This is a genomic window from Acinetobacter sp. CIP 102529 (assembly GCF_000368325.1).
GTDB classification, from domain to species: Bacteria; Pseudomonadota; Gammaproteobacteria; order Pseudomonadales; family Moraxellaceae; genus Acinetobacter; species Acinetobacter parvus.
Genome location: NZ_KB849355.1, coordinates 1383956 through 1405136 on the forward strand (window position 1 = coordinate 1383956; position 21181 = coordinate 1405136).

At 43.8% G+C, this 21181-nt stretch carries 14 protein-coding genes and 1 pseudogene; 9 read left to right on the forward strand and 6 right to left on the reverse strand.

Features of this window, described 5'->3' with window-relative positions; genetic code table 11:
• Positions 1-48: 48 nt before the first annotated feature.
• Entirely contained in the window at positions 49-2232 is a 2184-nt protein-coding gene (locus tag F972_RS11950; protein WP_004769859.1) for a carboxy terminal-processing peptidase, read from the reverse strand.
• Between the two features lie 215 nt (positions 2233-2447).
• Here F972_RS11950 and nagZ point away from each other — a divergent pair, with 215 nt between their 5' ends.
• Together nagZ and F972_RS11960 are read left to right on the forward strand one after the other, a co-directional pair.
• A complete protein-coding gene (gene nagZ, locus F972_RS11955; protein ID WP_004683210.1) occupies positions 2448-3467 on the forward strand; it encodes a beta-N-acetylhexosaminidase in 1020 nt (339 codons plus the stop codon).
• 286 nt (positions 3468-3753) lie between these two features.
• Positions 3754-4596 carry a class I SAM-dependent methyltransferase gene (locus F972_RS11960; protein ID WP_004678487.1) on the forward strand — a complete coding sequence of 281 codons (843 nt, stop codon included), beginning with the start codon at positions 3754-3756 and terminating at the stop codon, positions 4594-4596.
• A gap of 69 nt (positions 4597-4665) precedes the next feature.
• On the opposite strand, the gene F972_RS11965 is transcribed toward F972_RS11960, so the two are convergent.
• Positions 4666-5979 (reverse strand): alpha/beta fold hydrolase, encoded by a 1314-nt coding sequence (locus F972_RS11965; protein ID WP_004683212.1) that lies wholly within the window; start codon positions 5977-5979, stop codon positions 4666-4668.
• Positions 5980-6333: 354 nt separating this feature from the next.
• Here F972_RS11965 and F972_RS11970 point away from each other — a divergent pair, with 354 nt between their 5' ends.
• The 6 genes and pseudogenes from F972_RS11970 to F972_RS11995 all read left to right on the forward strand — a co-directional run bounded on the left by F972_RS11970 (position 6334) and on the right by F972_RS11995 (position 14074).
• Entirely contained in the window at positions 6334-7599 is a 1266-nt protein-coding gene (locus tag F972_RS11970) for a glutamate-5-semialdehyde dehydrogenase (RefSeq protein ID WP_004757138.1), read from the forward strand.
• Positions 7600-7904: 305 nt separating this feature from the next.
• The gene (locus F972_RS11980) at positions 7905-9080 is read left to right on the forward strand and encodes an acetate/propionate family kinase (protein ID WP_004757137.1); all 1176 of its coding nucleotides are present in this window, start codon (positions 7905-7907) and stop codon (positions 9078-9080) included.
• A gap of 31 nt (positions 9081-9111) precedes the next feature.
• Positions 9112-11247, forward strand: coding sequence for a phosphate acetyltransferase (gene pta, locus F972_RS11985; RefSeq protein WP_004769861.1), 2136 nt, complete (start codon positions 9112-9114; stop codon positions 11245-11247).
• Between the two features lie 310 nt (positions 11248-11557).
• A pseudogene (locus F972_RS15525) lies at positions 11558-11758 on the forward strand (helix-turn-helix domain-containing protein); the annotation flags it as partial.
• A gap of 148 nt (positions 11759-11906) precedes the next feature.
• Positions 11907-13430, forward strand: a complete 1524-nt coding sequence (locus F972_RS11990) for a fumarate hydratase (protein ID WP_004757135.1) — start codon at positions 11907-11909, stop codon at positions 13428-13430.
• 101 nt (positions 13431-13531) lie between these two features.
• Complete coding sequence (locus F972_RS11995; RefSeq protein WP_004678494.1) at positions 13532-14074, forward strand: DUF2059 domain-containing protein; 543 nt, start codon at positions 13532-13534, stop codon at positions 14072-14074.
• 18 nt (positions 14075-14092) lie between these two features.
• Here F972_RS11995 and F972_RS12000 read toward each other — a convergent pair whose 3' ends face one another.
• The 4 genes from F972_RS12000 to tig form a co-directional block, all read right to left on the reverse strand.
• Entirely contained in the window at positions 14093-14809 is a 717-nt protein-coding gene (locus tag F972_RS12000; RefSeq protein WP_004757134.1) for a DUF2846 domain-containing protein, read from the reverse strand.
• 161 nt (positions 14810-14970) lie between these two features.
• Positions 14971-16281: an ATP-dependent Clp protease ATP-binding subunit ClpX gene (gene clpX / locus F972_RS12005; RefSeq protein WP_004757133.1), complete on the reverse strand. Its 1311-nt coding sequence runs from the start codon at positions 16279-16281 to the stop codon at positions 14971-14973.
• A 41-nt stretch (positions 16282-16322) separates the two neighbouring features.
• On the reverse strand, positions 16323-16928 hold the full coding sequence (gene clpP, locus F972_RS12010) for an ATP-dependent Clp endopeptidase proteolytic subunit ClpP (protein ID WP_004678498.1): 606 nt from the start codon (positions 16926-16928) through the stop codon (positions 16323-16325).
• Positions 16929-17125: 197 nt separating this feature from the next.
• The gene (gene tig / locus F972_RS12015) at positions 17126-18457 is read right to left on the reverse strand and encodes a trigger factor (protein WP_004769863.1); all 1332 of its coding nucleotides are present in this window, start codon (positions 18455-18457) and stop codon (positions 17126-17128) included.
• Between the two features lie 388 nt (positions 18458-18845).
• Between tig and F972_RS12020 the strand changes: the two genes are divergently transcribed.
• Positions 18846-21116: a TonB-dependent receptor gene (locus tag F972_RS12020; RefSeq protein ID WP_004757132.1), complete on the forward strand. Its 2271-nt coding sequence runs from the start codon at positions 18846-18848 to the stop codon at positions 21114-21116.
• Positions 21117-21181: the final 65 nt, after the last annotated feature.

Consider the following 21181-nt stretch of genomic DNA (forward strand, 5'->3'; position numbering starts at 1 on the left):
ATAGCCCTGCATGACAGGGCTATTTTTTTTAACGGCAAAATCTAAAATTTAACGGCCTTGCAATGCTGCATAGTCCAGTAGCACATTTGCCGCTTCGGTAATAAATGCCTCTTCCTCTGGTAAAGGTGGGCGCAGATGAGCTTTCATCTTGGCACGTGACTCAACTAGAGCGTCAATAGAAGCCTGGTAGCTTTCCCAGTTTGCATAAGGCGGCTGGCCTGTTGCAGCTCGGCGTTGATTTTCAGCATCCAGCGTTTGCTTTTCCAGATCAACCAGTTCAGCACGACGCTGGTCGATATCCAGTACCACCTTTTTCTCATCAGCGCTTTTCTTGGCAAGCGTTTTGCGTGTCTCCAAATACTTAAACTGCGGGTCTGTCGCAACACGCTGTTCAGAGGTCTGGTTCAATTTAGCCAGATAAGGCTGTACTGAACCTTCACGTTTGAATGGCGCTGTTGGAATGGTGTCCCACTTCAATGCATTTTTAGCCTTACGCTCACCAAACTCCTCATTGTAGATATCCACCAGTCTAATGTCGGGAATCACCCCTTTATTCTGGGTACTGCCGCCTGTAACACGATAGAACTTACGCTGTGTCAGCGTTGCCTGACCATGTGCCAAAGAATCCAGTTGAACCTGAGCGGTTCCCTTGCCTGTGGTGGTACTACCAATGATGATGCCGCGTTCATAATCCTGAATTGCCGCAGAATAGATTTCACTTGCCGAAGCAGAGGCCAGGTTCACCAATACCGCCATTGGCCCAGCATAAATCTGTTCACCGCCATCGGTGTCTTCAAACACATTGACATTACCATTGCCATCACGGATCTGAACCACTGGGCCTGACTTAATCACCTGCCCCAGCATACGGGCAACCTCTTCCAGAGAGCCACCTGGGTTATTACGCAAATCAACCATAATGCCTTCGACTTTCTTGGCTTTCAGTTCTTCAAATGCTTTTGCAGTGTCTTCAGACACTGAACGGTACTCAGTACCAGCACGGCGTGAACGATAATCAAAGTAGAATGATGGAATCTCAATCACACCGAAGACATGCTTCTTGCCATCACGCGTGATTTCAACGGTACGTGAACGAACACCCGCATCCTCTTCCTGAATCACATCGCGTGTCAGTGTGACATTACGCGCCTGACTCATGGCTGCGCCAGCACCCAGCAAGCGTACCGTGACTTTGGTACCACGTTTACCACGAATCAGCCCCACAATCTCAGAACTAGGCCAGCCGATGACATCCACCATTTTATCGCCATCCTGGGCAACTCCAATAATGCGATCTCCCGACTTTACTTGACCAGACTTACTGGCTGGACCACCCTCAACGATGGTTTCGATCTTGGTGTAGTCCTCATTACCACGTTCAGGACGAATTGAAACGCCAATCCCTTCAAGCTGCAAGGTGGTCTGACGGTTCAGCTCCATCGCATCAATTGGTGGATAATAATTACTGTGTGGATCATAGGTTGCCAACATTGCATTCAATGTTTTATCCAGCACATCATCACTTTTTACCCGACCAATACGCTCTAGCTGACGTGTATAGCGCTTGGTCAGTGTCTGAACAGGCGTTAAGTCTTCAGGCCCTGTCAAATCTTGACCATTGGCGAGAGAAGGATTTTCCTTTAATGCCTTTTGCTTGGCCTGCTCTTCTTCTTTGCTGATCGTCAAATTGATCAACTGTGAAACTAGCATTTTCTGCCAATGACGCTGTTGCTCGGCAGTCGTTTTGAAATACGGCGCTTTTTCACGATCAATCTCAAGATACACACCTTTCTGATGCAGATTCTGTGGTTTCTTGAGTTCAGCTAGCATGTATTCGTAAAACTGTTTCAAACGCTCACGATATTGCGCATGAATGGCAAAAGGCCCAGTTAAGTTGCCCGCTTTCAATGAGCTACCAAAGGTTGAGCCGTACTTATTCTTATATTCTTCAACTTCACTGCTTAAAAATAAAGAATGATCTGGATCTAAACTATCCAAATACATATCCAGAATACGATTTGAGGTGGCCGCATCTAAACGCATATTTAAATAATGCTGGCGATCAACGAGTGTTGCTAACTGGCGTGCGACTAATGCTTGTTCTTGTGATGGCTTGATCGTTGTTGAAACTACTGGAGCTTCTGTCGCCGCAAATGCCTCATTTATGGTATGAGAGAAAAATAAACCACCAGTCGCAATTGCAACCGCACACGCTATCGTTTGAAGTTTCATAAAATTTTGGTGCTTCCTTGGATATGGCAATTATTACACAGGGACAATGTCAATATGAATGCTATTCAGTCAGCATCTTGGCAACCCGTATAACTTATTCATCAATATCATGTCGTTTTATCATATTCTGTACTGACAAAATGTAGCAAATCATTGCACAATTTATCTATCGTTTTTTTCATCAAATTTTTTATCAAAATTCAAACGGAATCACTATGATCGGCGCATTGATGCTGGATATTGCTGGCACAGAACTTACCCAAGAAGATATTGAACTATTACAGGCTCCGCAAGTCGGCGGCATGATTTTATTTGCCCGCAATATTGAATCCCCTCAACAGGTCCGTGCATTGACAGACCATATGCGGCAGGTGCGCCCTGACATCCTGATTGCTGTTGATCAGGAAGGTGGTCGTGTACAGCGTTTAAGACAGGGTTTTACCTTGCTTCCAGCGATGGGACGACTTGGAGAGCATTATCTGCACAGCCCGCAGCAGGCAATTGAACTGGCTGAACAATGTGGCTGGTTAATGGCAACTGAAGTACTTGCGGTGGGGATTGATTTTAGCTTTGCGCCTGTTTTGGACTTGAATGATATTAGCGATGTGATTGGTGACCGTGGTTTTGCCAAAAATATGCAGGACATCGTGCCACTGGCAGGTGCATTTATGCAGGGCATGAAAAAAGCAGGCATGGCAACCACTGGCAAGCATTTTCCAGGTCATGGTTCAGTCAAGGCAGACTCGCATGTGGCGGCGGCAATTGACAGCCGTCGCTATCAGGAAATTTATGATAAGGATATGCAAAGCTTTATCCAGTTGATGCCTCAGTTGGATGCATTGATGCCAGCCCATGTGATCTATGATCAGGTTGATCCCAACCCAGCAGGCTTCTCTCCTTTCTGGCTGCAAAATGTCTTACGCCAGCAGCTCAGGTTTGATGGGGTTTTGTTTTCGGATGACCTGAGTATGCAGGCTGCATGTGTGGCAGGCGGTGCGGATGCGAGGATTCAGGCTGCATTAAACGCGGGATGTGATATGGGCTTGGTCTGCAATGACCGTGCAGCCGCATGTACCGCGCTGGATGGCATTCAAAACCTTGCCTTGCCAAACCAGCAACGATTGGAGCGTATGCGCGGTAAAATTCCAGAGATTCAGATCGGCACTACCCTCACTTTGGACGAAACTTGGCAAAACGTCAGAAAAGTCATTGAAGACTTTAAGAATTCGTTTTAAGTTGTATCTACGAATAAGTTGGCGCTGCCTTAGAAGCTATATCTAATCAGATACTTTTTATTATAGGTAATGCCTTGCTTTTCAGGGATGAAAAGTAACGAAAATCCTTTTTTGATCAGCTTTGTGTTGTTTTTAAAACAGTTCAGACTGGTCAACGAGGGCATCCATGTCGCTTCATGAGAGTAAATAACAAACTTAAAGTCTTATTTAAATGAAAGGAATCTTCAATTTAAAAAAAGATTTATTTCATTTCGCTAAAATAAGATAAAAACAGAGTCTAGGACAGATGACACAACAACTTTCAAAACATCGCCATATTTCATTTACTGCACATTACACAGGCTATATCTGGTATCAAATGGGAATTTCTCATCCAGCATTGGCAACGGCAAAAGGGAAAACGCTTGCCGCCCTGGTTCATCCGATTGAAAGCTGGGCAGAAAAATATGTGGGTGGCAGTATGCGCACCACGCTAAAACAGCGCCACACTATGCTTGACACTCACTTACAGACATTAATTCAACAGCATCCTGATTTACAGGTGCTTGAGATTGCCTGTGGACTCTCCCCGCGTGGATGGTGGTTTAGACAGCATTATCCAGACATCACTTACCGTGAACTTGACTTACCTGATATGGCTGCGACCAAACAGGCGGCACTACAACAAATTGAAAGCGAAACTGATGAGGTGCTTTCAGTCGATTTATTCACGGACGCTTTTGCTTCTGCCTTTGAGGTATTTGATCCTCAACGTCCATTGGTGGTGATTAGCGAAGGCTTGATTAACTATTTTGAGAAACCATTATTGCAACAACTGATTAAAGCCATTGCTACCTATGGTAAAGACTTTAAAGAACTGCATTATTTAACTGACCTTTATCCAGAACCGACCCAAAATAAACTCGCCACCATCATCTGGAACAGCAGCCGTTTATTGAAGTGGATGTCCCGTAGTGCCTTTAGTTTCCACTTTCAGACTCCTGTTGAAGTCGAACAGTTTTTTCATGAAGCTGGCTTTAAACAGGTAGAGGTTCTACAGCCCAAACAGTTTTTCGATCAAATTTCCCTGCAAAACAGACATCAGCACTTGGGTGATCTGGTCTGGACAATCCAGGCAAGCAATAAATAATCCCTACAAAAAAAGAGAGGTGGTCATACACCACTTCTCTTTTTTAACTTTCCTACACGTTTTTACGAATTAATTAGCCAGTTTCTGACGCTCAATAAAACGGGTTAAACGGTCAGCAATCTCAAAACTACCATGTTTAAACAAGATACGTAGACCTTGCTCGGTGGCATCAAAGATTAAACATTCAATTTTAAATTCGCCCTCTTCATCAACCAAATGCAAGGCTAAATCACGTGGATGCTGGCTAACAAAATCAAGCTGCTCAAGTTGGTGAAGTTTCAGGTACACTCCAAAGAACGTGATATCAACAATCGTGACTGACACTTCGCCATCCAGATGACGGTGGCTAAGCTTGCTTTCTGGCTGTAAAACAGGAATACGCTCTTCACCACGGCGTTCGATCTGCTTCATTTGCTCGCGCGTCATGCTAATGATGCCATCAAGGTTATCGATGGATTCACCTTTCAGGAATGTCGTAAACAGATTCATGGTTTCTTTACGGCGCTGCAGCTGTGGCACATGATCGGCATTGGCGATCAAGGCAAACTGCATGTCTTCACACTGCAAGGCAAAGTCGGCGTTTTCATGCGGCAGGGTGAAACTGTCATACTGCCCAGCAGCAACCAATGTCTTACACTGTGCGACAGGCACATCACTTAGGCGCAGTAAACGGTTGCAATTGATTTCATAGCGCTCGCGCTCAGTTGTGGTGAAATCAGCCATCTGTCTAAAAAACAGACGCTTGGCTGTGGGTGACATACGTGTCTTGTCCAGCTTGGCGTGGTTGACCAGATACAAAATAACCGCCTGCCCAAACTCCTCCATGCGGTCTTCACGCATCAGGTGTAGTGACTCCTCAAGCAGCATGCGCCAGCTTTTACGGGTCTTTTGCATCACACCCATCAGCACCATACGGTCCACCAGTTCTGGACGTTGATATGCAAATGAAGAAGCGACCACTGAACCCAATGACATTCCCATCACTGAAACCTTGTCGATTCCAACAATATCAAGCCATTGACCCAGCATTTTTGATAAATCAGGCAATTCCAGCACTGCTGCGGATTCACCAGTATCCACATTGCGAATCTGTTGATTTGCGCCCATTGAAGGTAAATCAATCAAAATGACAGGACCACTCTCAAAGAGTTGCTCAACACAATACTTATAAGAGTTAAAGTTCTGAAATGCGCCTCCGACAATTACAATTGGCGTGTTGTAGATCGTTTTGGGATCAGCAATTGCCATATATTCAATTTTCCAACCATCTATCCATGTAGTACGCGCTGGTTGTTTAAAACTGTTTTTATTGTAAATGTCGAAAAAACCAAACCCAGTGTAGGTGTGGTTTAAATCCGAGTCCATTTGGATAATGGAATTCATATCCTTCCTCCATCCTTGTTTATTTTTTTGATGCAAGAGTCTCATTTTTTACGATTTCAACTTGCAAGTTAACAAATTTACAAAATTTGTATTACATTTGTCCTATACATTTTCATTCTATACAAATGCATGTTTTATACGCAACGATTTCCTTAACCATTTATCTTGTTTAGTTCAACAATCTTTTGCAAAATATGTAGTCATGTCTTTAAATTCAACAGATTCATTGCATTTCAGCAAAAACACCCACGCAACATAACAGTTTACAATTTGTGAATTAGTCAGTTCAGGCTATTCATTGTTCCGCATTTGACTGTTACTATCTTTATAAATACATGCAATCATCAAAATGCTATGCAAGACTCTATTCAAACTTATATGCAACAGGTCGGGATACAGGCGCGTAAAGCGTCTCGTGTTTTAGTCAGTGCATCGACACATTTGAAAAATCATGCCTTGTCTGCAATTTATACTGCCCTGGAAAATAATCAGGCACAAATTTTAGCAGCCAATCAAATTGATATGGAAAATGGCCGTCAACGCCAACTGGACAGTGCCCTGCTTGACCGTCTGGAACTGACCCCTGCCCGTTTCAAGGGCATGCTACAGGGCTTGAAAGATGTCATCGCATTGGTTGACCCGATTGGCGAAATCACTGATATGACCTACCGTCCGTCTGGTATCCAGTTGGGTAAAATGCGCGTGCCGCTTGGCGTGATTGGAATGATTTATGAGTCACGTCCCAATGTGACGCTTGAGGCGGCATCGCTGGCGCTAAAATCAGGTAACGCGATTATCTTGCGTGGGGGTTCTGAGGCGCTGGAATCGAACAAGGCAATTGCAGCCGCCATTCAACATGGCCTACAGGTTTCAGGCCTGCCTGAACATGCCGTGCAGGTGATTGACACATCTGACCGCGCCGCTGTTGGACATCTGATCACCATGACTGAATATGTTGACGTGATTGTGCCACGTGGTGGAAAAAGCCTGATTGAACGCATCAGCAATGAAGCGCGTATTCCTGTGATCAAGCATCTGGATGGCAATTGCCATATCTTTGTTGAGGCACAGGCTGACCTGCAAAAAGCCTTGCCAATCGCATTGAATGCAAAAACACACCGTTATGGAGTGTGTAATGCCATGGAAAGCCTCTTGGTTGATGAAACGATTGCTGAAGAATTCCTGCCCCGCATTGCTGAACTTTATGCGGAAAAACAGGTTGAGCTTCGTGGCTGTCCAGAAACCCAGCGCATTCTGGGTGAATCTGTCAAAACTGCGACCGAGGAAGACTGGTATACAGAGTATCTGGGGCCGATCCTTGCAGTTAAGGTGGTGAGTGGTATGGATGAGGCGATTGACCATATCAACCAATATGGCTCACACCATACCGATGCGATTATTACCGAAAACTTTAGTCTGGCACGTGAGTTTCTGGCACGTGTTGACTCCAGCTCGGTGATGATCAATGCCTCAACCCGTTTTGCCGATGGCTTTGAATATGGTCTCGGTGCAGAAATCGGGATTTCAACCGATAAAATCCATGCCCGTGGTCCAGTCGGTCTGGAAGGCCTGACCTCACAGAAATGGATTGTTTTCGGTGATGGTCAAATTCGCCAGTAACTGGTTCTATTGGTTTGCTTTTTGGCACGATAAAGCTCATTTATTTGATCTTTATCGTGTTTTTATATATTTTCATACAAAAAACTGTAGCAAAACAAACAGATCACCCAAAATAACTTTTTATTTACACACTATACTGAAATATAAATTTGTTTTACTTATAAATCAGTCGTATAGGCTAAAGTCTATTTTTGTCAATACGGCTTCCCATGTTAAAACATTGCGCTTGATTCTACTGCTCCATGTATTGCAGCAAAATCAAAAGTATTGGTTTATAAAATTTAAAACCTGTTAGGGGTTCAAACGTGGCTATATCTATTCTTGTAATTAACTGTGGTTCGTCATCCATCAAATACGCACTGATCTCTGAACGCCGTGAAGATCGTATCTACGGTCTGGCAGAAAATTTAGGTTCTGCTGATGCACGTATTAAAGGGGTAACAGTGGGTGGCGAACCATTGGAACTTTCAATCCCTCATGCAGATCATGCTAAAGCGCTCGAAACCCTTTTAGCTCGTTTAGCAAATTACAATCCTCAGGCGATTGGTCATCGAGTAGTACACGGTGGAAACTTAACCAAAGCTGAACTATTAACACCCGAAATTGTAAGTCGCATCGAAGCTGCAACACCACTTGCACCTTTGCACAATCCTGCACATTTGATTGGGATTGAAGCAACCATGCGTTTGTTCCCTGAATTACCTCAGGTTGCTGTATTTGACACTGCATTCCATCAAACCATGCCTGAACACGCGTATCGTTATGCTTTACCGCAAAATTTATATACTGAACACCATGTCCGTCGCTATGGTTTTCATGGAACAAGCCACGCTTATGTGACTGAACGTGCAAGTGAACTCGCGGGTGCAAAAAATCAAGGGGGCTGGCTCAGTGCTCACTTAGGCAATGGTAGTTCAACTTGTGCGGTTTGGAATGGTCAAAGTCTTGATACTTCTATGGGCATGACTCCATTAGAAGGTGTAGTGATGGGTACACGTAGTGGTGATGTTGACCCAAGCCTACATTTATTCCTTGCAAGTAATTTAGGCTGGAGTATCCAGAAAATTGACAGTATGCTGAATAAAGAAAGTGGCTTGCTTGGCTTATCTGGCCTGTCAAACGACATGCGTACTTTAGTTGAAGCTTCGGGTAATGGCCATGAAGGGGCAACACTGGCGATTGAAGTATTCTGTTATCGTTTAGCAAAATCATTATCTGCTTTGAGCTGTGGTTTGCCGCGTTTAGATGGATTGGTGTTCACTGGCGGCATTGGTGAAAATTCTGCCTATGTGCGTGAAAAAACGCTCGCTTACCTGCCTCATTTTGGCCTGCAATTCAGCAAGGAAAATAATGATACTTTGACTCGTGGCACAGAGGGACGCATTGATGGAGGAACTGGTCCACAAATCTGGGTGATTCCAACTGATGAAGAAGGTCGTATCGCCAAAGAGACCCGTCAGGTGCTTGCACAAATAGCTTAAACAATCATATTTAGATAATACCAAGGTCATTATGAATACAATTTTACTGATTCCAACAGGTGAAGGGGTTGGTCTTACCTCTGCCTGTTTAGGCATGATCTACGCCCTGGACTGCAAAGGCATCAATGCAGGTTTTCTCAAGCCATTTTCACAAATTGCAGATGCAACGGTTGACCGCACCACCACCCTGTATCGTCATCTATTCCAGCGTCATTCGGTTGAACCGATTGCTTATGAAAGATTGACTCAACTGATTGCATTAGGTGAGACAGATGAACTGCTTGAAGAGGCGGTTGCATTGCATCGCCAGATTGCGGTTGATCATGATGTAATTATTGTCGAGGGCCTTGTTCCCAATGGACAAGACCATTTTGCCAGTGAAATCAATGCTACGCTTGCGCAGGCGCTGGATGCCCAGGTGGTTTTGGTCAGTACCGCCGATCTTGCTGATCCACGCAAGACAGCAGAAAAAGTCGATGCCCATCTACGTCAGTTTGGCGGCGCAGCCTCACCCCGCACTACAGGGGTTCTGTTCATGCGAACCAAGGGGCTTCCAGACGGCACGGCTGAAATTCCTGTCACACTTGACCCAAGCCTACGTCTGGACCAGCAAATTGCCGAATTTTCATTAGAGCTGCAACGCTATAACCGCTTTATGGGAACAGATGAATTGCCAATTATCGGTCTGGTTCCATTCAGCAATATCCTGAGTGTGCCACGTAGTTTGGATATTGCCCAAATTGTTAACGGAACATGGCTGCATCAGGGCGAGGCAAAGCAACGCCGCATTTTACACACCAGCCTGATTGCCTCAAATATTGAATCTGAACTACACAAGTTTGTTGCAGGTGAACTGATCATCAGCGCCTCACAGCGTACCGACACCCTGCTTGCAGCCAGTCTCGCCAGTAGCAATGGTACACCATTGGCAGGATTGGTTTTAACTGAACAGGCGCCACCCTCAGACAATGTTTTAGAGTTTTGCCAAAGTGCAATTAAGCAAGGTTTGCCAATTCTGCATACTTCACTTGATACACTTGAAACAGCACAACGCTTAAATCGTTTTGGCAATGAAATTCCAATTGATGATATTGAACGCGCTGAGCAGGTTACCCGTTTTGTTTCAAGTCATATTGACAATAACTGGCTGGATCAACATACCCAGAACAACCTACATCCTCGCCTCTCTCCATCAGCTTTCCGTTATGAGCTGGTACAGAAAGCGATTGCAGCGAAAAAACGTATTGTACTCCCAGAGGGTGATGAACCACGTACTGTACAGGCTGCCGTGATTTGCCAGACACGTGGCATTGCCCAATGTATCCTTTTGGCAAAACCAGAGTCTGTTGCCGAGGTTGCCAAGGCACGTGGGATTCAGCTCCCTGCTGATCTACAGATTATTGACCCAGACACTATCCGTGATCAATATATCGAGCCAATGGTTGAGTTACGCAGAGGCAAGCTGGATGCGTTGCAAGCCAAAGCACAATTGCAAGATACTGTTGTACTTGGCACCATGATGTTGGCCTTGGATCAGGTAGATGGTCTGGTTTCGGGAGCGATTCATACCACAGCCAATACGGTGCGACCTGCATTCCAACTCATTAAGACCGCACCGAATTACTCACTGGTATCATCGATTTTCTTTATGCTATTGCCTGATGAAGTGTGTGTCTATGGTGACTGTGCGATCAACCCTGATCCAAATGCGGAACAGCTTGCCGAAATTGCGATTCAATCCGCAGACTCAGCCAAAGCCTTTGGTCTTGACCCACGCATCGCCATGATCAGTTATTCAACAGGGACATCTGGTACAGGTGCAGATGTTGAGAAAGTCGCTGAAGCAACCAAAATCGCACAACAACGCCGTCCAGATTTATTGATTGATGGCCCGTTGCAATACGATGCAGCTTCGGTTGAAAGTGTTGGCCGCCAAAAAGCACCTGACTCGCAAGTTGCAGGTCGTGCCAATGTGTTTATTTTCCCTGACCTCAATACTGGTAACACCACCTATAAAGCAGTACAGCGTGCGGCTAATGTCGTTAGTGTTGGCCCAATGCTGCAAGGTTTGAACAAGCCAGTGAACGACTTGTCTCGCGGTGCTTTGGTCGATGATATTGTGTTTACCATTGCATTGACGGCAATTCAGGCAAAACAGCAAGATTAAACAACTTGCGATAACTATCTGCTTTACATAAAAATGTTTAAGCAGATAAGTTTTACCCGTTGAATCAAATCTTTTTGTTTTGAATGAAGTACTCATAGTACCATGAGTCATCATAAGTTTTTTGTATAGACATTTGCCTTACTTTTGACTGGGCAAAAGTAACAAAACCCCTCTGTTAGACTGATGGTACATCCCTGTAAACCACAGTCTAACAAGGTAGCATCCATGCCACCTATCACGAGAGCAAATGCTCATGAAGTAAAATAAGAAGAATCGAGACCTCTTGTATATCAAACAAGCGGGACCACCTCTTTTCAAGCAATCCATGCACATGCCACCGCATCAATATGTTATGCAACGCCGACTTGAGCTGTCTCATCAGGCACTAGAGTTGACCACAGCAAATTTGACCGAAATTACTACAAATTACGGTTTCAGTTCAAGCAGCCATTTTAGCCATCGCTTTAAAAAGCATTTTGGCTATAGTCCATCTCAACTGAGAAAAAACTAAAATCCAAAGCGCATCTTTTGTTGATGCAATTTAGATCAAAGCTTCGCTTTAGACCTTTAGCCAAATCTAAGCTAAAACTCCCACATTCATTCCTTTTTGTCATATAATTTAGCCCGCCAGCTAATCGCCCGCTCAAGAGAAATTTGATATGACAACGATCATCAAACAAGATGACTTGATTACATCAATCAAGGATGCCCTGCAGTTTATTTCCTACTATCACCCACAGGACTTCATCCAAGCGATGAGCCGTGCCTATGACCGTGAAGAAAACAAGGCTGCAAAAGATGCTATTGCACAGATCCTCATCAACTCACGTATGTGTGCTGAAGGTCATCGACCAATCTGTCAGGATACAGGGATTGTCAACGTTTTCCTTGAAGTTGGCCTAGATGTTAAATTTGATTTAAGCATGAGCCTGGATGATGCGGTCAATGAAGGTGTACGCCAAGGTTACCTAGAGAACTCAAACGTACTCCGTGCTTCTGTGTTGGCCGATCCTGCTTTTGGTCGTAAGAATACTAAAGACAACACCCCTGCCGTGATTCACTACAAGCTCGTGCCAGGAAATAAAGTTGATATTACCGTTGCAGCGAAAGGTGGCGGTTCTGAAAATAAATCTAAACTTGCGATGCTCAACCCATCTGATTCAATCGTAGATTGGGTACTTAAAACTGTTCCAACCATGGGTGCAGGCTGGTGTCCACCAGGTATGCTCGGTATTGGTATCGGTGGTACTGCTGAAAAAGCCATGATGCTTGCTAAAGAAGCACTCATGGAAGAAATCAACATGGACGAATTACTTCGTCGTGGCCCACAAAGCAAGATGGAAGAACTCCGTATCGAGATCTTCGAGAAAGTGAATGCATTGGGTATTGGCGCACAAGGTCTTGGTGGTTTAACCACAGTACTTGATATTAAAATCAAGGATTACCCATGCCATGCGGCAGGTAAGCCAGTCGGTATGATTCCAAACTGTGCTGCGACTCGTCACGCACATTTCCAGTTAGATGGTACAGGTGTTGCGCATATTCAGGCACCTAAACTTGAAGACTACCCTGCTGTAACTTGGGATTCATCTCAATCAAAACGTGTGAATCTTGATACCATTACCCAAGAAGAAATGAATTCATGGAAACCAGGTGACACCTTACTACTTAACGGTACCATTTATACAGGTCGTGATGCTGCACATAAGCGTATGGTCGACATGTTAAATAACGGTGAAGAACTACCTGTTGATCTTAAAGGTAAATTTATTTACTACGTGGGTCCTGTTGATCCTGTTCGTGATGAAGTCGTTGGTCCTGCTGGTCCTACAACTGCAACGCGTATGGATAAATTCACTCGCCAAGTTCTAGAAGCAACTGGCTTGTTCGGCATGATCGGTAAAGCGGATCGTGGTCCAGCGGCTGTTGAAGCAATCAAAGACAATAAAGCAACTTACTTAATGGCTGTGGGTGGCGCTGCTTACCTCGTTTCTAAAGCTGTACGTGAAGCTGAAGTTGTTGCATTTGCTGACCTCGGTATGGAAGCCATCTACAAGTTTGTGGTTGAAGACATGCCTGTATCTGTTGCGGTTGATGTCAATGGTACCTCAATCCATGCGACTGCACCAAAAATCTGGCAAGCGAAGATTGGTAAAATTCCAGTGGTTGATGCTGCTCAATAACGCCTTTATCAGAAAAATAGCCGAATCATTGTATTCGGCTATTTTTTTGCCCAGTGCTTCTGTTAGATTATAAAAAACAAAACAACAATAAGGACAAAAACATGAATAGAAATATATCGAGCGTGCTGGTTGGTTTATGCCTGATCAGCACCATGCAAAGTGTCTTTGCCACACCAGCACGAACCCAGTCTGTAAAAGAGCTGATCAAACTGAGTGAGTTTGAAAATATCCTATATACCTCTTTGGATGAAATGCAGCCGACATTGGATTCAGAAGCTGAAAACATCCTGCTAAGGGTGTTAAACAAGGATAAATTAACCACCACACAGGAACAGCTGGCTGTACTCGAACTCAGCCAATTGTTGAAAGACACCAGTTCAAAAGTGTTTGCCCGACCCGAAACCTTACAGGCCATAGAAAAAATTTATGCCGAGACATTAAGTGAGGAAGAAGTACAGGCTTATTTAAAATTCCTAAAAACGCCTGAGGGTAGATCCATTAATCAAAAAACATTGAAAATCAGCACCAATGTTTTTCAGTATATGAGTCATTTGAGCCAGCAAAGCCTGAATGATCCAGAGCAAAGCTCACAACTAAAGGAACAGTTCCTAACCATCATCAAACCACTGGTTCAACCTGAATAGTCCCTGTTCTGTGTCAGTTTACCAGGTTAAGGGATTCCAGATTTTAAATGGCTTGACCAAAAGCACTTCAGACTTTTCATCATATTTAACGGGCTTGAGCTCCTGAGGCTTGGCACGAACCTCTCCCGATTCATCCTGTGCAACGAAGTTATAGCTCGAAGATTTTAAACGGGTAAACGCGATTTCCTGACGGGCGACCTTGTCAGGCATCACCATCCACGGACCCGTATGCTCACTGCGAGAAATCTTGTTTTCCTCATCATATTTGATGAAATAGGTCTGCGCGGCATCCACCGTCAGGTCCAGGTATTTTGGTTTCTGGAAATGTAATCCTGCCAAGGGACGGCTTACACTTAAACGATAGGTTCCCGCAGGGAGTTCAACCCAGTAATAATGATTATGTAACAGGCTTGGAATACGATGACCATTGATAAACAGGTTGACCGCCGCAATTTCCTGACGGTTCCAGCGCGAATCTGGTCGATACAGATACACAACAGCCGCCTGTTCATTTTGTGGTTTAACTGGTGTGAAGTATTGACCCAACTTTTGATTGACCCAACCGCCTACAGTGAAGCCACCCATATGGTATTGATCAAACAAGCCTGGTTCTTTTTCAGTATCCACTGGTGGTAGCGTTGCAGTCAGTGCTGCTGGTTTTTCCTCAACGGCCTTGTGGCTTTGACAGCCAGCCAATACCCCAGCACAACATAATGACAATATTAAATAACGCATGACATCCCTCAAGGCGTTTTCTTGAATTTATTGTTAACAGCGCAAAACTATGCGGATTTTCCAATTTTTAAGATTAACACCTCACTGACCAATTGCAAATAAAAAAAGCATGAAAAGCTAAACCTTTCATGCTTTTTTAGATGAGTGATAAACCGTTGCAGTTAGGCCGATTTGGAATCAATCACTTTCAGGTCTTTTTTTTCCACCAGTTCAGGCGTGGTCACCTGCGGCAAACGCTCAGCCTTATAGGTTGGTTTTGCGGTGCCATTGATCACGGCTTCATCCACAATCACTGTACCAACGTCTGTACGGCTTGGTAAATCGTACATGGTTTCAAGCAAAACATTTTCCAGAATTGAACGTAGACCACGTGCACCCGTATTGCGTTCCAGCGCTTTCTTCGCCACCGCACGCAATGCAGACTCATCAAACACCAGATCCACATCTTCCATTGTGAACAGGTATTGATATTGGCGTGTCAATGCATTCTTCGGTTCTGTCAGAATCTGCATCAGCGCTTCTTCATCCAGCTCCTCCAAAGTGGCAATCACAGGCAAACGGCCAATGAATTCAGGAATCAAGCCAAACTTGACCAGATCAGTTGCCTCGACCTGACGGAACAATTCAGAGATTTTCTTACGATCATCCTTGTTCTTCACATCAGCGGTAAAGCCGATCCCGCCCTTTTCCTGACGCTGCTGGACAATTTTTTCCAGACCAGAGAATGCGCCACCACAAATAAACAGGATATTTGAGGTATCAATCTGGATAAATTCCTGTTGAGGATGCTTACGTCCACCTTGAGGTGGAATTGAGGCAACAGTACCCTCAATCATTTTCAACAGTGCCTGCTGTACACCCTCACCCGAAACATCACGGGTAATGGATGGATTTTCAGACTTACGGGTGATCTTATCGATCTCATCAATATAGATAATGCCTTTCTGGGCTTTCTCTACATCATAGTCTGCTTTCTGCAATAGCTTCTGCACGATGTTTTCAACATCTTCACCCACATAACCTGCTTCCGTGAGTGTAGTCGCATCTGCCATGGCAAATGGAACATCCAGCAAGCGGGCAAGTGTTTGCGCCAGCAAAGTTTTACCTGAACCTGTTGGTCCAATCAGTAAAATATTACTTTTTGCAATTTCAACATCTTGCGGTGCGTGATGCGACTGTCCTACTTTCAAACGCTTATAGTGGTTGTACACTGCAACAGACAGGGTTTTTTTCGCAATATCCTGTCCAATGACATATTGGTCAAGGGCAGCACGTATTTCATGTGGCTTAGGCAATGCCTTGCTTGCCCAATCCCCCGCTTCAACCTGTTGGCTGGTTTGTACCAGATCCAAGCAGACATCCACACACTCATTACAAATATATGCGTCCTCACCTGCAATCAATTTTCCAACTTCCGATTGCGTCTTACCACAAAATGAACAATGTTTTTGTCCTTGAGGATGTTCGGACATATTTACTCCACAACTTAAATCTTAAACCTAGTTTTCAAAAATCAAGGACGCTTGCTCAGGACCTGATCAACCAAACCATATTCTTTTGCCGCCTGTGCAGTCATAAAGTTGTCACGGTCTGTATCACGTGCGACAGTTTCATAGTTCTGACCACTATGCTCAGCCATCAAACGGTTTAAACGTTCTTTGATAAAGAGAATCTCACGCGCGTGAATTTCAATGTCAGAAGCCTGACCACGGAAACCACCCAACGGCTGGTGAATCATGACACGGGCATTTTCAAGACAATAACGCTTGCCCTTGGCACCCGCATTCAACAGGAATGCACCCATCGATGCCGCCTGCCCCATACAGTAGGTCACCACATCTGGCTTGATGAACTGCATGGTGTCATAAATTGCCATACCCGCAGTCACTGAACCGCCTGGTGAGTTAATATAAAGATGGATATCTTTCTCTGGATTTTCAGCTTCCAGAAACAACATCTGCGCAACGATTAAATTGGCCATGTTGTCTTCAACTTCACCTGTCAAAAAAATCACACGCTCACGTAACAGGCGTGAATAAATATCAAAAGAACGCTCACCACGAGAGGATTGTTCAACGACAACAGGAACTAAAGCATTTTCAATTGTTGGAACATACATAGGTTTATTTATTCCTAAATTATTCTGACTCGATCTATGCCAACAATATGAGGGATAATCGATGAAATTGCAAAAGGTTCAGCCTGAAATATTCGATTATTTATGGCAAAACCGAGTCATTTTTCGACAAATTAACACTTTCATAACACGCATAAAAAAAGGCGCATCAAGCGCCTTTCTTCTAAACTTTTAAAAGATTAGCCACGGCTTGCCTGTTGCTCTTTTAACAAGTCTTCATAACTTATATTTACATCATTTACTTTAGCAGAAGCCAGGATGTGGTCAACAACCTGATCTTCCAGCACAACAGCTTCAATTTGAGCGCGTTGCTGCTTGTCATTTTTGAAGTATTCAACCACTTCTGCTGGGTCTTCATAAGAAGAAGCCATATCGTCGATATAAGCATCAACACGTGCCTGATCAACTTCAAGTTTAGCATCAGCCAATACTTTGCTCACCAACACACCAAGTTTCACTGATTTTTCAGCTTGCTCCTTGAACAACTCATCTGGAAGCATGCTGCTGTCAAATGCGCCTGCACCCTGACCACCAAATTGTTGAGTGAACTGCTGGATCATTTGTTGACGTTGACGGTCAATTTCCTGGGCAACCATAGAAGCTGGAACTTCGATTTCGTTTGCAGCAACAAGGGCATCAAACGCAGCTTGTTTAACCTGGTTACGCAGACCGTTGCGAACTTCACGTTCCATGTTCTTACGAACATCAGCCTTTAACTTGTCCAAGCCTTCTTCTTCAGTCAAGCCAAAGATTTTTAGGAATTCAGCATCGATTTCTGGAAGTTTCTGTTTTTCAACAAGCTTCAGAGTGATCTTGAACTGGGCAGCTTTACCCGCCAGGTTTTCAGCCTGATAGTCTTCAGGGAAAGTCACATCAATCACTTTCTCTTCGCCTTTCTTCATGCCAACGATACCGTCTTCAAAGCCAGGGATCATACGACCTGAACCAAGAACCAGTTTAAAGTCTTCAGCAGAACCGCCCTCAAACTTCTCACCATCAACAGTACCTTCGAAGTCGAAAGTCACCTGCATGTCTTTCTTCGCCATACCCTTGGTTTCAGTCCAAGAAGCGCGTTGCTTTTGCAGGTTCTCAATCATGGTATCAACATCTTTGTCGTTGATTTCTGAAGCCTTGCGTTCAACTTCCAAATCGGCAAAAGTCTTCACTTCCACTTCTGGATAAACTTCAACAATTGCTTCATACACTAAAGCGCCATCTTTGTTTTCAACTTTCTCAATGTTCGGCATACCTACCGCATTGATTTTTTCTTGTTGAATTGCTTCGAACACAGTGTCGCGAATGATTTCATTCACCACTTCCTGATAAATGCCCGCACCATATTCACGGCGAACAACGTTTAAAGGCACCTTACCTGGACGGAAGCCGTTGATCTTCACAGTTTTGGCAGTGCGTTTTAAGCGAGCTTCAAATTGCTCGTTAACACGGCTCGTCGGTACAGAAACATTTAAACGACGGGCAACGCCCGAAACCGCTTCAGTCGTTACTTGCATGGCTTCCTCGATATATAGTTAGTAGTAACAATTTTTAAAGTGCCACATTATATGACAACTTTGCAGATATACAAAATTCGACAAGCATTCTAGCAGTAAAAGTTGATCTGAACATATCAGCAAGTCATCCACGATTTATTATTTTTCATAGTTTATGAATAAACTCGGTTGTTCTTGGGTAATTTCGTGAAGAATTCTATTAGATCAATATATGCTTAATTTTCACCCAATCAATTACAACATAATCTTACATTTCACTACTATTCTATTTCTTTTTCCAAATTTATATGATCTGAGCATCGTTAAATCCAATCGAGAAAAATTGCATATAAGAATAAGAATAATTATTATTTGCATACTAATTTACAACGCTAGAACTAGATTCGTTATGACCTTCATCAAAACACGTAAAAAGCTGGTTTCTTCAGCAATCGCTTCAACACTCTCTGTGGTTGCAGTCAATGCTGTTGCGCAAGATCAAATCGCGCAATTAGAAACAATTCACACGGAAGCGGCAGCAGAACAAAGTTTGAAAGTAGACAAATCTGCAAACAGCAAGTTCGTTGCTCCCCTACTCGACACACCAAAGTCAGTATCTGTTATTTCTAAACAGTTGATTGAAGACACTCAAGTTACAACTTTAAGTGATGCCCTTCGTACGGTTCCTGGTATTACCTTAGGCGCTGGTGAAGGTGGTAACCCGAATGGTGACCGTCCTTTCATTCGTGGTTATAACTCTGAAAGTTCAATGTATGTTGATGGTATTCGCAACTCTACTTCACAAAATCGTGAAATGTTTGCGATTGAGCAAGTCGAAGTTACCAAAGGTTCTGCGTCAGCAATGGGCGGTGCAGGTACAACTGGTGGTAGCATCAACATGATTTCAAAAACCGCTAAAAACGGTGATTTTTTAAAAGGTTCTGTGGGAGCAGGAACGGATGATTACCAACGTATTACTTTAGACGGTAACAAAGATTTTGGTAATGGTATTGCTGCTCGTGTTGCCGTAATGGGTCACCACAACGACAAAGCGGGTCAAGAAGATGGTACTGAATATGCACGTGCAGGTATTGCGCCAAGTATTACGTTTGGTCTAGACAGCGACACGCGTGCAACATTAAGCTACTACTACCTCAAAACTGATGATACGCCTGATTCAGGTGTGCCATACAACAATCCTACGGGCTATTCACAATACTCAGGAAAACCAATTGATGTAAAACAGGGTGTTTACTATGGTTGGAAAGACCGTGATTTCCAAAAACAAGAAAATCAATCAGGAACGATCAAGCTTGAACATGACCTGAGTGATAATCTAACCATTTCAAATACCGCAGTTTATAACAGCTCTAAAAATGATTATCTGTGGACAAACCCAGATGACTCCCAAGGCAACATCTATAAAAGCGGTAATGTATGGGCGCGCGTTAATTCACGTATCGCTGACACAGATACCTTTACTGACCAGCTGGCCCTAACAGGGAAATTCAATACAGGTGCATTAAAACATAGCTTCAACTTAGGCGCTGAGTACTCAGATCAAGAAACAGACCGCACCCAATATATTATTAATGGCGAAAACACAACAGGTTCAATACATAACAAATGCGATCCTATAAAAGATGTTGCGACAGGCTGGTGTACTTCCGTTCAAAACCCTAACCGTGGGCCATGGACAGGCAGTATCAGCACAGATGGTGCAGACCAATACAACACGCAAACCAAATCAACCTCGGTTTATTTCTTAGACAGCATCGAACTTAATCCGCAATGGTTATTAGACCTAGGCGTTCGTTGGGACAAGTTTGATACTGAACAGACCATGACCTATGGCTCAAAAAATGCAGATGTAGCGAATGGTAAATTCAATACTGGCGACAAAGTAAAAACTGAAAGTGATACAGACTTCTTTACCTACCAAACGGGCTTAACATTTAAACCTGTTGAAAATGGCTCAATTTATGCAAGCTATGCAACGTCTGCTAATCCTGTCGGTGTCGATGCCGGTGACGGTTCTGAGGGTATCGGTGCGGCTTACAGCAACCTCGATCCTGAAGAAAGTCGTACTTTTGAAATCGGTACAAAATGGGACCTTTTACAAGATCGCTTGAATTTAACTGCCGCTATTTTCCGTACTGAAAAACAGAATGCACGTATTCAACTGTCTCCTACAACCTATAGCAATATCGGTGAAAGTAAAGTGGATGGTCTTGAACTTGGTTTAAACGGTAAGATTACTGATAAATGGGATATTAGTGCTGGTTATACTTATTTAGACAGTAAAGCGACCAAAAATGGTGTAAGTTGCCGTGGTACAACATGTACAGACCAATCTATATTTAATGGCAACCAAATGCCTAACGTTCCTAAAAACAGTGCTACGCTATGGACAACTTACCAAATTGTGCCACAGTTAACTTTAGGTGCTGGCGCAATTGCCATGGACAAAGTTTATGGTGACTTAGCAAACACAAAATATGTACCAGGTTACGTTCGCTACGATGCTATGGCACGTTACAACGTAAACAAAAATGTTGACCTGCAATTGAATGTCAATAACCTGTCGGACGAACGCTATTTCACTAAAGCGTATGCCTCTCACTACGCCACTGAAGCTGAAGGTCGTAGCGCAGTACTCTCTCTAAACTTTAAATACTAATCCCATATATTAGTTATGGAATTGTGATATAAAAATAGCCTCTGCCTGCAGAGGCTATTTGCATG